This is a genomic window from Xanthobacter autotrophicus ATCC 700552 (genome assembly GCF_043194565.1).
Taxonomy (GTDB): domain Bacteria; phylum Pseudomonadota; class Alphaproteobacteria; order Rhizobiales; family Xanthobacteraceae; genus Xanthobacter; species Xanthobacter autotrophicus_F.
In genome coordinates, this window is record NZ_JBAFVS010000022.1 from 32729 (window position 1) to 48309 (window position 15581).

Below are 15581 nucleotides of genomic sequence, written 5' to 3' on the forward strand. Positions count from 1 at the left end.
CGCCCTGCGCCGGCCGGGCCGTTATCCGACACCCTCCTCCCGGCTCCGCCCCTGCTGCCCGGCGCCCGAAACTGTCCCGCGTCCCCGGCCTCGATCCGGTCCAGCGCGATGGCGGCGATGCTCGAGCCCGCGCCATAAGACGCTTTCCATCCCGGCTCCCGCTCTGGATGACGCTGGGGTGTGATCGGCCCCGGCGCGATTGGCCAGACCACCGCCCCCCGACATGTCCAGCACCGCTCCGCGACCCGCTTCCCTCGCCCTGTGACGGATCGAGGGCGACGGACGAGCGGCTTGCACAGCATCCATAACGACCATCGGGCCTTGAACGACCATCGGCCCTTGCTTGCCTGCGATGCCGCGGCCGCTCTTCTGCGCCCCGGCATCGGCGCTGAATGCTTTCATCCCCGCCCCACCGCGAACGACTTCCGCCGCCGCGGTCCCAGGTCCAGCTATCGGTGGGCCTGTTCATGGACGCCGGGGAGAGCGCGGCAGTCCGATGACCTGAGCGAATCGGCCATGCCCCCGCTGCCGGCTGAAGACCTTCCCGGATGGCGGTCGCCCGGCCAGGGCACCCGATTGCACCTTCGGGCGACTGCACCCCGCGCTGTGTGCCGCCCGTTCCTCCTGTATGATTGCAGGGGGTGGAACGACTCACCCCCAACCGGCGAGGGCTTCATGACCTCGCATCCGGAGACGGCAAAATGACAATGCCTGCACAAACGCCCGCATCCACGGTCACCGACCAGCTCCACGCCGTCCGCGCCAGCTGGGGCTGGTTCGCGGTGCTGGGCATCGCCTTCATCGTTCTCGGGTTCGTGGCCCTCGCCCATGTGCTCGCCTCCACCTTCGTCACGGTGCTCTGGGTCGGGGCGCTCGTTCTCGTGGGCGGCGTGGTCCAGGTCATCCACGCCTTCCGGGTCCAGGGCTGGGGCCGGTTCTTCTACTGGCTGCTGGCCGGATTGCTCTACGTGGTGGCCGGCGGCCTCATGATCAACAACCCGCTGCTCGGCGCCGGCGTGCTGACCCTGATGATCGGCGTGGCGCTGGCGGTGGAAGGCATCTTCCGCATCTTCGCCGGCGTCGGCTCCCGTCCCGGCAAGGGCTGGGGCTTCATCGTGGTGTCGGGCCTCGTCACCCTGCTTCTGGGCGCCATCATCATTGCCCGCTGGCCGGTGAACTCGGTCTACATCCTCGGCCTGTTCCTGGGCCTGGACCTCATCGTCAACGGCGTCGGCACGCTCATGTTCGGCCTCGCGCTGCGCGAGAAGAAGACCTGAGGCGAGGCGCGCTCCGCCCGGACCATCGGGCGGAGCACTGCTGATCGTCATATCCTCCCGCCCGGCCACGGCCGGGGGCAATAGCCGTGGCCGGGCTGGGAGGTCCGTCCCGGGGGGCGCCGGGACAGCTGTTGTCCACCCGCGCGCCGGATCCGATCGGATCCTGGCGCGCGGGTGGCGCATTCACTCCGCCGGCTGCGGCAAGGCCGCCGGCGCGGGTTCGTCGTCCGTCACCTTCACGCGGAACCAGGTGGCGTAGAGCGCCGGCACCACCAGCAGGGTGAGCACGGTGGCCACCAGCAGCCCGCCCATGATGGTCACCGCCATGGGTCCCCAGAACACGCTCTCCGCCAGCGGGATCATGCCCAGCACCGCCGCCAGCGCCGTGAGCACCACCGGCCGCGCCCGGCGGACCGTGGCATCCACGATGGCGCGGTGGGGGGTGTGGCCGTCGCGGATGTCGTGGTCGATCTGGTCCACCAGGATCACCGTGTTGCGCATGATCATGCCGGCCAGCGCGATGAGGCCCAGCAGCGCCACGAAGCCGAACGGCTTGTGGGCGATGAGCAGCCCCGCCGCCGCGCCGATGAGCCCGAGGGGCGCAGTCGCCAGGACCAGCGCGAGGCGCGAGAAGCTCTGCAGCTGGATCATCAGCAGCGTCAGCATCACGATGATCATCACCGGGAACACCGCCGCCAGCGAGGCATTGGCCTTGGCGCTCTCCTCGATGGAGCCGCCGGTCTCGATGCGGTAGCCGGGCGAAAGCTCCGCCTTGATGGCGTCGAGCCGGGGCAGGATGCGGGTGGTCACGTCCGGCGGCTGCACCCCGTCCTTCACGTCGCCGCGCACGGTGAGCACGAGGTCGCGGTCGCGCCGCCACAGGATGGGCTCCTCATGGGCATAGGCGATGCGCGCCACCTGTCCCAGCGGCACGGCCAGCCCATTGCGGGTGGTCACGGTGAGGGCGGCGAGGTGTTCGAGGTCCAGGCGCTCCTCGGGCACGGCGCGGGCCACCACGTCGATGAGCAGGTTGCCCTCGCGGTGCTGGGTCACCGTATAGCCGGAGAGCAGGGTCTGGAGGGTCTCGGCCAGATCCCGCGGGGTGGTGCCGAGGGCGCGGGCGCGGTCCTGGTCCACGGCGAGGGTGATGGACTTGACCTGCTCGCCCCAATTGAGGTGTGGGTCGATCATGTCCTTGTCCGCGGCCATCACCACGCGCACCCTCTCGGCGATGTCGCGCACCGCGATGGGGTCCGGCCCCACCACGCGGAACTGCACCGGGAAGCCCACCGGCGGGCCGAACACGAAGCGGTCCACCCGCACCCGCGCTTCCGCCAGCGCGCCCTCGGCGATGGCGCCGTCGAGCCGCGCCTTGAGCCGCTCGCGGGCCTCGATATCCTTCGCCACGATGACGATCTGCGCGAAATTGGGGTTGGGCAGCACCGGATTGAGGCCGAGCCAGAAACGCGGCGCGCCGCGGCCCACGTAAGTGGTGGCCGTCGCCACGTCGGCATCGTCGCCGATCAGGGCCTCGGCCTTCTTCGCCGTGGCCTCGGTGACGGTGATGGACGTGCCCTCCGGCAGGCGCATTTCCAGGAACAGCTCGGGCCGGGTGGAGGTGGGGAAGAACTGCTGCTGCACGAGGCCGAACGCCACGATGGAGCCAACGAACATGGCCACCGTGGCACCGATCACCAGGAAGCGGTGCCTGAGGCTTGCTTCCAGCACCCGGCGGAAGGCGCGGTAGAGGCGGCCGTCGTGCATCTCGTGGGCATGGCCCTTCTTCATGTCGGGCAAAAGCACCGTGCCGAGATAGGGCGTGAAAATCACCGCCACAAACCACGAGGCGATGAGGGCGAAGCCCACCACCCAGAATATGCCGCCGGCATATTCGCCGGACGACGACTTGGCGAAGCCCACGGGCAGGAAGCCGGCGGCCGTCACCAGCGTGCCGGTGAGCATGGGGAAGGCGGTGGAGGTCCAGGCGAAGGTGGCGGCGCGCATGCGGTCCCAGCCCTCCTCCATCTTCACCACCATCATCTCGATGGCGATGATGGCATCGTCCACCAGCAGGCCCAGCGCGATGATGAGCGCGCCCAGGGTGATGCGGTGGAGGTCCATGCCGGTGGCGAACATCACCAGGAACACGATGGCCAGCACCAGCGGCACGGACAGCGCCACCACGATGCCGGTGCGGAAGCCCAGCGACAGGAAGCTCACCACCAGCACGATGACGAGGGCTTCCACGAAGGTCTTCAGGAACTCGCCCACCGAATCGCTGACGATGTGCGGCTGGTCGGCCACCTGGGTCACGTCGATGCCCACGGGCAGCTCGGCGGTGGCGTCCGCCATGGCCGCCTTCAGCTCGGTGCCGAGGGTGAGGATGTTGGTGCCCGCCGCCATGGACACGCCGATGCCGATGGCGGACCGGCCATGCTGGCGCACCAGGAAGGCGGGCGGGTCCTCATAACCGCGCTTCACCGTGGCGATGTCGCCGAGGCGCACCAGCGATCCGTTCACCGCCACCGGGACCTCGGCGATGGCCTCCACGCCGCTGAAGGCGCCGGTGAGGCGCAGGTTGATGCGGTCGGAGCGGGTATCCACCGCGCCGCCCGCCACCACGGCATTCTGCCGGGCGACACTGTCGAACACCTGCGCCGGGGTGACGCCGAGGTTGGCGAGGCGGGCGTGGGAGAACTCGATATAGATGCGCTCGGGCCGCTCGCCGATGAGGTCGACCTTCTCCACGTCCTTCACGCGCAGCAGGCGCTGGCGGATGATCTCGGCCTGCCGCTTCAGCTCGGCCGGGGCGGCGCCCTCCCCGCTCAGCATGTAGAGGGCGGAATAAACGTCGCCATATTCATCGTCGAAGCCGGGGCCGATGACGCCAGCGGGGAGGTCGCCGCGCATGTCGGAGACCTTCTTGCGCACCTGGTACCAGAGGTCCTTCACCTCCCGCGCCGGGGTGGAATCCGCCAGGATCACCTGCACGAAGGAGACCCCCGGGCGCGAATAGCTCTCCACCCGGTCGAGATGCGGCAGGGATTGCAGCTTTTTCTCGATGGGGTCGGCCACCTGGGCCTGCATCTCGGAGGCGGTGGCCCCGGGCCATGCGGCCTGCACCACCATGACCTTGATGGTGAAGGTGGGGTCCTCGCCCCGTCCGAGGTTGAGATAGGAATAGGCCCCCGCCGCCGCCAGCAGCAGGATGGCGAACAGGGTCAGGGCGCGGTGGGTGATGGCCCAGCGCGACAGGTTGAAGCCGGAGCCCGCGCCGGCCTGTCCTTCGGGCGGGGCGCCTTGCGGCGTGTGGCTGGCGGGGCTCACGGCCGGAACTCCTTGAGGCCGGCGGCGGCCATGTCGGTGCTGCCCGGAAGCTTGGCGGTGCGCACCTTCTGGCCCGGCAGCAGCGTCTGGACGCCCAGCGTCACCACCTCGTCACCGGGCGCGACGCCGGAAGCCACCAGCACCTGGTCTTCCGTATAGGCCGCGATGGCGATGGGCTTTGCCGCAAGGGTTCGGCTGGCGCCGTCCACCACGAACACCTGGGGGCCATGACCCCGATCGATGACGGCGGAGAGGGGCAGCCGCGCCACCTCCTGCTGGTCCTTCGGGCGCAGGGTGACGGTGGCGGTCATGCCGAGGGCGACGGTGGCGTCCGCCCCGGTCAGGGTGAAGCGGGCGGGATAGGTGCGCGAGGTGGCATCGGCCTGGGGCGAAAGCTCGCGCAGGTGGGCGGGAATGCGCCGGCCCGGCTCGGCCCACAAGGACACGAAGGCGTCGGCGGCGCGGGCATCGGCCAGCGCGGTCTCGGGCAGGGAGACCACGGCCTCCTTCTCGTCCAGCCGCGCCACGCGGACGATGGTCTGGCCGGACGACACCACCTGTCCCGGCTCGGCGGAGGTGGCCACCACCACGCCCGCGGCGTCGGCCACGAGCTCGGCGTAGGAGAGCCGGTTCTCGGCCAGTTCCAGCGATCGCTTCGCCCGCTCCAGACGGCCGACCGCCTCCTCCTTGGCGAGGGACTTGCGGTCGAGATCGGCGTTGGAGGAATAGCCCTTGGCCGTGAGCGAGCGGTAGCGTCCGTCCTCGGCGGAGGTCTGGTTGAGATTGGCGGTGGCGGCGGCCAGTTCGGCCCGCGCGCTCTCCAGTTCCAGCCTCAGGTCTTCGGGATCCATGCGCGCCACCACGTCGCCCGGCGCCACGAGATCGCCCACCTCCACCTTCCGCTGCACCATCTTGCCGCCCACGCGGAAGGCGAGGTCGATCTCCCGCCGCGCCCGGACCACGCCGACGAAGGTCTTCTCCGCATCGCGGGGCTTGAAGGCGATGGTGGTGACCTGCACCGGCCGCGCCACCACCTGCGGCGCATCCGCCTTGGTCTGGGCGGGCGCCGGGTCTCCGCAGGCGGTCAAAAGCGCGGCGACAGCCGCAAGGGAGGTGGCGAGAAGACCCTTACGCAACAGGCCCGCACGCCGCAGGCGCGGATCACCGGAAGACTTGCCGGAAGACTTATGGGGCTCGGGGGCAGCGACGGGCATGGCACGATCCTGTCAAATGTCGAATTACAGCTCAACGCTGACGAAACTTGTCTTTCATCACTTTTAAGGCGCACGAAGGCGCGCGGATCACCCCGGTTCAGGGGAGCGGCGTCCGCTCCACCTCGATGCTCCGCAGAATGAAGGTGAGGCTGGCCCTGAGGCCGGCCTCCAGATCCTCGTCGATATTCTGGGCCACCAGCACCGGGTGGCAGTAGCGCACGCTGGCGCCGAGGATGATCTGGCTCGCAAGCTTCGGATCGTGGGGCACGAAGACGCCGGCCTCGATGCCCTTCTCCAGCACCTTGGCGATCATGCCGCCGATGCGCGCCTTGTGGGCCTCGATGGCATCCCAATTGTTCTCCATGGCCACCAGCACCATGTCGTGCACGCGCCGCTCCTCCAGGAAATTCTCCTTGTGGTAGCGCAGGATGGTGAGATAGGCCGCAATGATCCTCTCCTGCGGGGAGCCCTCCCCCGCGAGCACGGCGGCAATCTGCGCCTCGTTCTCAAGCAGGGAGCGCGTGCAGATGGTGGAGACGATGGCGGTCTTGGAGGGGAAGAAGCGATAGACGTTGGCCGCCGACATACCCAGCTCGGCAGCGATATCCGCCACCGCGGTCTTGGCAAAACCCATGCGGCGAAACAGCTCTTCCGCCGTCCGCGCAATGCGCTCGCGGGTCTCGTCCGCCGTCTCCCTCACCCGGATGTTCAAGGCGACCTCCATCAAAACTGATGAATATCATAAATCATCAATTATCGAATTCCAAGGGCCGAATGGAAAATTGGGGCCGATGGAAATTTCCGTCGCGCCTGTCGGAGCGCGACCGGTCCCTGCGTCCTGTGCAGGATGCCCGGCGGAGCCGGGGCGACGAGGGACGAGGGAGGAGCAAATGGCGCAGAAGGTGCTGGTGCTGGTGGGAACCCGGAAGGGGGCCTTCATCCTCGAAAGCGACGGGGACCGCCGTGCATGGTCCTTGCGCGGCCCCTATTGCGACACCTGGCCCATGAACCATGTGGTGGGCGACCCGGCCACCGGACGCATCCTTGCGGGCGGCGGCAACGAATGGTTCGGCCCCGCGGTGTGGCAATCGGACGATCTCGGCGCCACCTGGCGCCATTCCAGCCGGGGCCTTGCCTATGCCGAGGGCGAGACGCCGGTGAAGACCGTATGGAGCCTTGCCGCCGGGCCCGGCGGCACGCTCTATGCCGGGGTGGAGCCCGCCGGCCTGTTCCGCTCCGACGATGGCGGGGAAAGCTTCACCCATCTGGACGGCCTCCAGCAGCATCCCTCCCGCGCCGAATGGAATCCCGGCGGCGCCGGGCTGATCCTGCACTCCCTCGTGCTGGACCCCGACGATCCGGACGGGGTGTGGGTGGGCATCTCCGCCGCCGGCGTGTTCCACAGCACCGATGGCGGCCGAACCTTCAGCGCCCGCAACCGCGGCACCCGCGCCGATTACATGCCCGAAGGCCAGAATTATCCCGAGCATGGCCAGTGCGTGCACTGCGTGGTGAAGGCGCCGGGCATGCGCCATCGGCTCTACCAGCAGAACCATTGCGGCATGTACCGCTCGGACGATGGCGGAGTGAGCTGGCAGAGCATCGAGCAGGGCCTGCCCTCCAGCTTCGGCTTTCCCGCCGCCGCCCATCCACGCGATCCGGACACGCTGTTCCTGGTGCCGCTGAACGGGGACAGCGTCGGCCGCTTCATGCCCGAAGCCAGGGCCGCCGTCTGGCGCACCCGCGACGGCGGCACCAGCTGGACCGCCCTGCGCGCCGGCCTGCCCCAGCAGAACGCGTACTTCAACGTGCTGCGGCAGGCCATGGCCACCGATACGCTGGAGCCGGTGGGCGTCTATTTCGGCACCGGCTCCGGCACGCTTTATGTCTCCCCCGACGAAGGCGAGAGCTGGAGCCGCATCGCCGAGCACCTGCCGGCCATCTCGTCGGTGGAGACCCTCGTGGTGGACGCGTGACCATGGAGGCGTGAGCATGCCCAAGCTGCCCGAGCCGCCCCGCGCCACCGTGCGGGTGCGGCTGCCCGCCCATCTGGTGCGGCTGTTCCCGGATGGCGAGACGCTGGTGGAGGTGGAGGCCTTGAGCGTCCGTCAGCTCATGGACGCGCTGGAGGCGCGCTGGCCCGGCATGCGCGACCGGCTGTGCGACGAGCGCCCGGCCATCCGCCGGCACATCAACGTGTTCGTGGACGGCCGCCGCGCGCGGCTCGACACGCAGCTCGCGCCTGGAGCCGACGTGTTCATCCTCACCGCCATCAGCGGCGGCTGAGCCTTCTTGCATTCATGCAAAAGACTTTATTAACCATAAGCTTATCGCAGCTTCTTGAGATCCGGATGTAATACCGCCGGGGTCCGCCCTGACACGGCTCTCCGACATGGCACTCCGGCCCGGCGGGCTCGCCCGCCAGAACCGAAGCGCTTTAGTTTCAACATGGTAAATGAATTACTTCACACGCCCGTCAGCGATCAGGCAGCCGGTCGGCATCGGCGTGCCGGCGAGGGCCGCCACCACGCAGTGCGCGGAAATCAGGTTGCCGCGGGCCAGCGCCTCCTGGCTCGATCCCGCCGCATGGGCGGTGGCTACCACGTCCGCGCGGGCCGCCAGGGCTTCCGCGAGGGGCTGCAAGGCCGGGTCCACTTCCGCCTCGAACACATCGAGGCCGGCACCGGCGATCTCGCCCTGTTCCAGCGCGGCGAGCAGCGCCGCATCGTCGATGAGGCCGCCGCGGGAGGTGTTCACCACCACCGCGCCGGGCTTCATGGCCTTCAGCGTCGCGGCATTGATGACGTGGCGCGTTTCCGGCACCAGCGGCGCGTGAAGGCTCACCACGTCGCTCTGCGCGATCAGTTCATCCAGCGGCACGAAGGTGACGCCGGCGGCCTCGGGATCCGGCGTGCGTGAGGTGACCAGCACCGTCACGTCGAAGCCGGACAGGCGGCGGGCCACCTGCCGACCGATGCGTCCGAAGCCGATGAGGCCCACCGTCCTGCCGGTGAGGTCGGACCCGCTGACCACCCGCCAGTCACCGTGCGCGATGGCGGCGTCGCTGTCCTTGAGGCGGCGCAGAACCGCCAGCATCAAGGCGAGGGTATGATCGGCCACCGCCGGATCGTTGGCCCCGGCCGCAATGGTCACCACCCGGCCGAGGTCGCGCGCCGCCGCCACGTCGACCCGGTCGTAGCCGACGCCCCGCCGGGCAATCACCTTCAGCTGCGGATGGGCGGCCAGGACCGCGCGCGTCACCGCCCGCTGGCCAACGATCCAGGCCACCGCCCCCTCCAGCAGGGCGTTGAGATCGGCGTCGGGAATATGGGTGTCGAGGGCGTCACCGGGCAGGCCGGAGGGCACCACCTCGAAGCCCTGAGCCTCCAGGAAGCGGGCAGAGGCCTCATCGAACAGGCGGGTGGTCACGAGAACCTTGGGGCGGGAAGCTGGCAACGGAGCGGACCTTTCAGGCGGCTGGGCCCCCTCTCGTCCCCCTCCACGCCGCCAAAATCAACCCGGAAATCAACCCTGCCCATGCGAAAAAGGCGGCGCTGCCCGCGCCGCCCTGAAGGACGGGGGCGAAACCGGTTCGCCCCCCAAGCCCGCCGGCCCGGCGGGCTTTAATCAGGCAGCCCGATCAGGCGGCCTGAGCCGATCCCACGCCCTCGATGCTTTTCGGCGCCGGCACACCCGCACCGTTGCCGATGGGGATGATACGGGGCTTCTTGGCCTCGGGAATGCTGCGCACGAGGTCCACGTGCAGCAGGCCGTTCTCAAGCGCAGCGCCCTTCACCTCCACATGGTCGGCGAGTTGGAAGCGACGTTCGAAGGCCCGGGCCGCGATACCGCGATAAAGCATCTGGCCGGCCTCGGTGGTTTCAGCCGCCTTCTTCTCGCCCCTGAGGGTGAGGGTGTTCTCCTTCACCTCGATACCGAGTTCGGCGTCGGTGAAGCCCGCCACGGCCACCGTGATGCGATAGGCATTCTCGCCGGTTCGCTCGATATTATAGGGCGGGTAAGTGGGTGCCGCATCCACACCGCCGACGGAATCGAGCAGCGAGAACAGCCGGTCGAAGCCGACGGTGTTGCGATACAGCGGAGACAGATCAAATGTGCGCATGGCATATCCTCCTTTGAAGCGACATGCAGGACCCGCATCAAGCCGGGTCCAGATCAGGCGCCGCCACGAGTGCCCGGCGCCTGCCTGAGGATGTGGGGAGGCCATTTTCGGCCGTCAAGGGGCCGCCGGCGCAGGTCGGTTTCCTGAACGACAGATGAACGGTCCCGTCGGATTTCGTTCAAGCGCCGCCCATAAACTCCTGGCCATACGTGAAGCTCCATCCGCCGATGCGGCGGAAGGGGAGGATCAGGCCATGCGCGCCGTCCCGGCTGCCCTCTCAGCCGTCCTGTTCGCCCTTGTGGCGATGCCGGCACCACCGGTCGCCGCCCAGTGCACGCTGGACGTGCGGCAGGAGCGCGATGCGGGACCCGGCCCTGGCGCGGCGCGGGTGGACGCCACCGCCACAGAGCGGGGCGCGGCCGGAGAGGGCGTCGGCTGGGGCATGTCCGCCGATTTGGACCTCGGCCGAAGCTCCGGCTCGCGTTCCGATTTGCGCGCTCAATCCGCCCAACCCGCCCACGTCGAACCGCGGCCGGCGGAGGCGAACGCGCCGGGTGGGCCGGGCCTTCGTTTCAATCATGTGGCGGAGGCGTTCGCCGTCCGTGTCGCCGCCCCCCTCACGGGGAGCCGTCCCCATCCCTACCAGCCCTATCTGGCCCGACCGCCCGGCGCGCCACCGTTGAAATCCGAGGACGTAGCCGCCAGCCTGAAGGCCCGCGGCTTCGTGGACGTCAGTGCCGTGCGTCAGCGCGGGCGCAGCTTTCTCGCCGAGGCCACCGGGCCGCGCGGCGAGCGGGTGCGCCTGGTGCTGGATGCGGACAGCGGCGAGATCAACGGCATGCAGGTGATCGGCTTCCGCCCCGCCACGCCGTGAGCGCTGAAGGCTGCGATTGTGAAGGCCCGCCCGAGCGTGTAACCCTCGCGCATCGTTCCGGGCCGGGCCTTCCGGCTTGCGCCCAAGCAGAGCTTGCCGAAGCCTCGCATGACCCTGTTCGCCCTTCCCAACCATCCGGTGCCAGACGGCTGCGTCACCGGCGAACTCGTCGCCGCCGACGGCGTGAAGCTGCGCTTTGCCCGCTGGGCGCCCGATGCCGGCAGCGTGAAAGGCACCGTCGCCTTGTTCGGCGGGCGCTGCGAATTCATCGAGAAGTATTTCGAGGTGGTGCGCGAACTGCGCTCCCGCGGCTTCGCCGTGGCCATGGTGGACTGGCGCGGCCAGGGTGGCTCCCAGCGCCTGCTGCGCAACCCGCTGAAAGGGCATGTGCCCCGCTTCTCGGACTATCTCCTGGACCTGGAGGTGTTCGCCCGCGAGGTGATGCTGCCCGATTGCCCGCCGCCGCATTTCGCGCTGGCCCATTCCATGGGCGGCACCATCCTTCTGTCTTCGGCGCTGGACGGCCAGCGCTGGTTCGACCGCATGGTCCTCACCGCGCCCATGCTGGGCCTGGATGCGGTGCCCTTCGAAGGTATCGTGCGCCCCCTGTCCCTCGCGCTCGCCCATCTGGGCTTCGCCCGCGCCTATGTGCCGGGCGGGCATGGGCGGGCGCTGTCGCGCATGCGCTTCGAGGGCAATCTCTTGACCTCCGACCGCGCCCGGTTCGAGCGGACCCAGGCCCTCGCCAGCGCCTTTCCGGTGCTGGACCTCGGCGCACCAACCATGGGCTGGCTCGCCGGGGCCGAGGCGCTCATGGCGGAGCTGACACACCCCGACACCATCAGCCGCATCCGCCAGCCCCTGCTCATCGTCGCTGCCGGGGGCGAGCGGCTGGTCTCGAACAAGGCCATCGAGCATTTCTCGGCCCGGCTCATCGCCGGCGCCCATGTGGTGGTGCCGGCCAGCCGCCACGAGCTGATGATGGAAAGAGACATCTTCCGCGCCCAGTTCTGGGCCGCATTCGATGCCTTCATCCCCGGCACGCCGGTCCTGTAAGGCGGCATTCTCGCCGCCAGGCACCCTACGCCGTGAGGAGGCGCAACGCCTCCGAATCCCTCAGGCTGTGAGGAGGCGAAGCGCCTCCGGACACCTCAGGCCGTCAGGAGGCGAAGCGCCTCCTCATGAACCCTGCGGCTGCCGGCCGCCACCACACGCCCGCCATGGACCGGCGAGCCGCCTTCCCAGTTGGTGACGATGCCCCCCGCCCCCTCGATGATGGGGATGAGGGCGATGATGTCATGGTCCTGCAGGCCGGTCTCGATGACGAGATCCACCAGCCCCGCCGCCACCATGCAATAGGCATAGCAGTCGCCGCCGTAGCGGGAGAGGCGCACGCGCTCCTCCACGGTCTCGAAGGCGGCGCGATCGGCCGTATTCATCAGGCGCGGGCTGGTGGTGAACAGGATGGCGTCCTCAAGGCGACGGCAGTCGCGCGCGGACAGGATGCGCTCGCCGGCAGGCCCCAGATAGCGCGCCACGCCGCCATCGCCGAAGAAGCGCTCACCGATGAACGGCTGGTGCATCATGCCGTAGACCGGATCGCCGCCCTTCAGCAGGCCGATGAGGGTGCCCCAGGCCGGCAGGCCGGCGATGAACGACTTGGTGCCGTCAATGGGATCCAGCGCCCAGACATAAGGCGCATCGCCGACCACATTGTCGAACTCCTCGCCGATGATGCCATGGGCCGGGAAGGTCTCGCGGATGAGCCTGCGCATGGCCTGCTCGGCGGCGCGGTCGGCCTCGGTGACGGGATCGAAGCCACGGCCGGCGCCCTTGTCCTCGACACCGAGGGCGGTGCGGAAGAAGGGCAGGATCGCCTCGCCGGAGACGGTCGCGAGCTTGTGGACGAAAGCGTCGAAATCGACGGCGGTCATGGCGGCTCCGAAAAGTGAAAGCGATGGGGATGCCGCGAGGCCCCGCGCCGACGTGCGGCGCCCGGGTCGCGGCGGTCGGCGCCAAAAAGCGCGCGGCCAAGAAAGCGCGCGGCCCCGCCCCTGCCAAGGAAAAAGATCACCGGGAAAGATCACCGGACAAGATGATCTGCAAAATCACCCGCGCGGAGTGGCGCTGCCATTGGGCGAACCGCGGGCATCGCACCGGTGCAATCGCGCACCAAATAGGCAGCCGACGAATAAAAGACTGCAAACGAATGGTTTCAGGTGAGATGGATGTGCCCAAACAATCCGCCGGCCATGGCCTTGATACAAAGGGGGCGCGGGGGCATATTGGTGCAGCGCGGCATTGTTTGTTGCAGTGCCGCTGCCCTCCTTGGGCGTTTCCTCCCTAGACTTGGACCGCTCCGGCAACGTGAGCGGTCCCTTTCTTTTTGGGGCCACCCTGCACGCCATACGTGCGTTGTCCCTCTTCCGGGAGCCCCGGAACGCGGGCTCCTGGCTTTCCCGCAGTGCGCTTTCTCGCAGCCAGCGCGCTTTCTTGGAGAGCGCTTTCTCGCAGCCTGTACGCATTCTTGGAGAGCGCATCCCTGTCGAGCGCCCTCTCAGGCCGAAGCTTCTCGACCGCAGTCCGCCGGGGCCCAAGGATCGGCCAAGGATCGGGCAAGGGCCGCCGGCTTCCCCGCCGCTCGCTTTCCCTCGCACATCACAACCCTATCGCACCGGGACATCCACCGGGGGAACGGGCCAAACGACGGGCCAACCCCGCGGGCCAAACCCCACGGGCATCTGGGGGTCGGCGACCCGCCACTGGCCCTGTGGTCGCGCTCTGCAGAAGGGATTGCGACTCGCCGCGAAAATTTTTCGCCCGCACATGACCAGCCACGCGCGCAAGGCCGCATGGCAGCCCTGCTATAATACCTCTAAAATCAACGACTTAACGCGCAATCTCAGACTGCGACAAAAGGGGACTTGATTTATGGCAGCGCACTAGGCTATTTGTGCAGTGCGACATGGCGATTGGCGTCGCTGTGTCGCTGCCCTCCTTGGGCGTTTCCTCCCTAGACTTGGGCCGTTCGCTCACGCGGACGGCCCCTTTCTTTTTGGGGCTGGCGGTTCCGAAAGTTCCGGACACGCAAAGCGATGTGCCAAAGCCCCAAACGGCCGCCTAGCAGGCTTGCGGGAGGCGATCTGTCGCCACCTTCCCCCATCAAATACCGATCTGACACCAACGCGCCCCACGTTGATGTCCACAACCGGTATAATGATGCTCAAACCATCAGCCGTGGTGGAATTGGTAGCCGTGCCATTCGAAAAACGCAAGGCACCAGTTTAAAAAATGCATTGCTCGCTCATTCGGCGGCGGCGCGAGGCGGCGCGAGGCGGTCGGCGACGGCGGCAAACAGCTCCGGCAGGAGCCCGGCAATGTCGGAGCGGACACGCTCGAATCCCGCGTGCCGCTCGTAGGCGGCCTCGTCCATGTAGAGGCTGCGGTTGAGTTCGATCTGCACGGCATGCAGGCCGGCGGAGGGATTGCCGTAATGCTCGGTGATATAACCGCCGGCATAAGGCTTGTTGCGCACCACCTTGTAGCCGCGCGCGGTCAGCCCCGCCTCGATGGCCTCGGTCACGATCTCGCTGCAGCTGGTGCCATAGCGGTCGCCGATGACGAAATCGGCGCGGGCCATGTCCTCGCGGTTGGAGGCCGAGGGCATGGAATGGCAATCCACCAGCACCGCCAGGCCCCACTGGCGCTGCACCCGGGCGATGAGCCGGCGCAGGGCCTGATGGTACGGCTTGTAAAAGGTCTCGATCCGCTCCAGCGCCTCACTCACGGCAAGGCGGCGCGGATAGATCTCCTGCGCATCCCCCACCACCCGCGCGATGGTGCCGAGCCCGCCGGACACGCGGATGGACCGCGTGTTGGCAAAGGGCGGCAACCGGCCCTCGAACATGCGCGGATCCAGCTCATAGGGCTCGCGGTTGAGGTCGAGGAAGGAGCGCGGGAACAGCGCCCGCATCATCGGGGCCCCCTGCGACACCGCATGGACGAACAATTCGTCCACGAAAGTGTCCTCCGAGCGCCGCAGCGTGGCAAAGTCGAGCCGGGTCTGGGCGACGAAGCTGCGGGGATAGATTCGCCCGGAGTGCGGGGAATTGAAAACGAACGGCGCGCACGCGCCGTCCGGCACGAGCACCTCGAAGGCAGGTTCTATTGCATCGGCGAGGCAGGCGGTCATCAACAACCCAATGAATTGTAAACGTTCCAGAAAAATCCCCCGGACCGAACCTCATGATGGCCCGGCGGGCGGCAGCTTGTGAAGAGGCGGCGCGACCTTCACTTCGAATTTACCCGATTGGGTCAGACAAGTCATATGGCCCCGGCCCCGCACCGGGGAAGGACCGATCACGACATCAGGGGAAGTGGCGTGCCCAAGATCCTGCTCGCCGAAGATGACAACGACATGCGGCGCTTTCTGGTGAAGGCGCTTCAGAACGCGGGCTATTCCGTCGCCTCGTGCGACAATGGCCGGTCCGCCTATGAGCGCATGCGCGAGGAACCCTTCGAGCTTCTACTCACCGACATCGTCATGCCCGAGATGGACGGCATCGAGCTCGCCCGCCGGGCGACCGAACTCGATCCCGACCTCAAGGTCATGTTCATCACCGGCTTCGCCGCCGTGGCGCTGAACGCCGACAACGAGGCGCCCAGCGAGGCGAAGGTGCTGTCCAAGCCCTTCCACCTGCGCGATCTCGTCTCCGAGGTGGGAAAGATGTTGGCAGCCGCCTGATCCACACTCAGGGGCCTTGCCT

General features: G+C 68.2%; 13 protein-coding genes. 6 read left to right on the top strand and 7 right to left on the bottom strand.

What is annotated here, in order from left to right; genetic code table 11:
* Positions 1-701 precede the first annotated feature (701 nt).
* Complete coding sequence (locus V5F48_RS19335) at positions 702-1277, top strand: HdeD family acid-resistance protein (protein WP_394260018.1); 576 nt, start codon at positions 702-704, stop codon at positions 1275-1277.
* A gap of 183 nt (positions 1278-1460) precedes the next feature.
* On the opposite strand, the gene V5F48_RS19340 is transcribed toward V5F48_RS19335, so the two are convergent.
* From V5F48_RS19340 to V5F48_RS19350, 3 genes are all read right to left on the bottom strand, one after another.
* On the bottom strand, positions 1461-4532 hold the full coding sequence (locus tag V5F48_RS19340) for an efflux RND transporter permease subunit (RefSeq protein WP_394260059.1): 3072 nt from the start codon (positions 4530-4532) through the stop codon (positions 1461-1463).
* A 68-nt stretch (positions 4533-4600) separates the two neighbouring features.
* A complete protein-coding gene (locus V5F48_RS19345) occupies positions 4601-5818 on the bottom strand; it encodes an efflux RND transporter periplasmic adaptor subunit (protein WP_394260019.1) in 1218 nt (405 codons plus the stop codon).
* Between the two features lie 97 nt (positions 5819-5915).
* Positions 5916-6530 carry a TetR/AcrR family transcriptional regulator gene (locus V5F48_RS19350; protein WP_394260020.1) on the bottom strand — a complete coding sequence of 205 codons (615 nt, stop codon included), beginning with the start codon at positions 6528-6530 and terminating at the stop codon, positions 5916-5918.
* 178 nt (positions 6531-6708) lie between these two features.
* On the opposite strand from V5F48_RS19350, the gene V5F48_RS19355 reads away from it, so the two are divergent.
* Together V5F48_RS19355 and V5F48_RS19360 are read left to right on the top strand one after the other, a co-directional pair.
* Positions 6709-7794: a WD40/YVTN/BNR-like repeat-containing protein gene (locus tag V5F48_RS19355; protein WP_394260021.1), complete on the top strand. Its 1086-nt coding sequence runs from the start codon at positions 6709-6711 to the stop codon at positions 7792-7794.
* Between the two features lie 16 nt (positions 7795-7810).
* The gene (locus V5F48_RS19360; protein ID WP_394260022.1) at positions 7811-8104 is read left to right on the top strand and encodes a MoaD/ThiS family protein; all 294 of its coding nucleotides are present in this window, start codon (positions 7811-7813) and stop codon (positions 8102-8104) included.
* A 174-nt stretch (positions 8105-8278) separates the two neighbouring features.
* Here the strand turns inward: V5F48_RS19360 and V5F48_RS19365 are convergent, their stop codons facing one another.
* Positions 8279-9247, bottom strand: coding sequence for a phosphoglycerate dehydrogenase (locus V5F48_RS19365; protein WP_394260023.1), 969 nt, complete (start codon positions 9245-9247; stop codon positions 8279-8281).
* A gap of 211 nt (positions 9248-9458) precedes the next feature.
* Positions 9459-9941, bottom strand: coding sequence for an Hsp20 family protein (locus tag V5F48_RS19370; RefSeq protein ID WP_394109803.1), 483 nt, complete (start codon positions 9939-9941; stop codon positions 9459-9461).
* A 253-nt stretch (positions 9942-10194) separates the two neighbouring features.
* On the opposite strand from V5F48_RS19370, the gene V5F48_RS19375 reads away from it, so the two are divergent.
* Complete coding sequence (locus V5F48_RS19375) at positions 10195-10815, top strand: hypothetical protein (RefSeq protein WP_394260024.1); 621 nt, start codon at positions 10195-10197, stop codon at positions 10813-10815.
* A gap of 108 nt (positions 10816-10923) precedes the next feature.
* Positions 10924-11871, top strand: coding sequence for an alpha/beta fold hydrolase (locus V5F48_RS19380; protein ID WP_394260025.1), 948 nt, complete (start codon positions 10924-10926; stop codon positions 11869-11871).
* 95 nt (positions 11872-11966) lie between these two features.
* Here the strand turns inward: V5F48_RS19380 and hisN are convergent, their stop codons facing one another.
* Both hisN and V5F48_RS19390 read right to left on the bottom strand, forming a co-directional pair.
* The gene (hisN, locus tag V5F48_RS19385; protein ID WP_394260026.1) at positions 11967-12749 is read right to left on the bottom strand and encodes a histidinol-phosphatase; all 783 of its coding nucleotides are present in this window, start codon (positions 12747-12749) and stop codon (positions 11967-11969) included.
* Positions 12750-14119: 1370 nt separating this feature from the next.
* Positions 14120-15007, bottom strand: coding sequence for an N-formylglutamate amidohydrolase (locus V5F48_RS19390; protein ID WP_394260027.1), 888 nt, complete (start codon positions 15005-15007; stop codon positions 14120-14122).
* 135 nt (positions 15008-15142) lie between these two features.
* Here V5F48_RS19390 and cpdR point away from each other — a divergent pair, with 135 nt between their 5' ends.
* The gene (gene cpdR / locus V5F48_RS19395) at positions 15143-15559 is read left to right on the top strand and encodes a cell cycle two-component system response regulator CpdR (RefSeq protein ID WP_394260028.1); all 417 of its coding nucleotides are present in this window, start codon (positions 15143-15145) and stop codon (positions 15557-15559) included.
* Positions 15560-15581 lie beyond the last annotated feature (22 nt).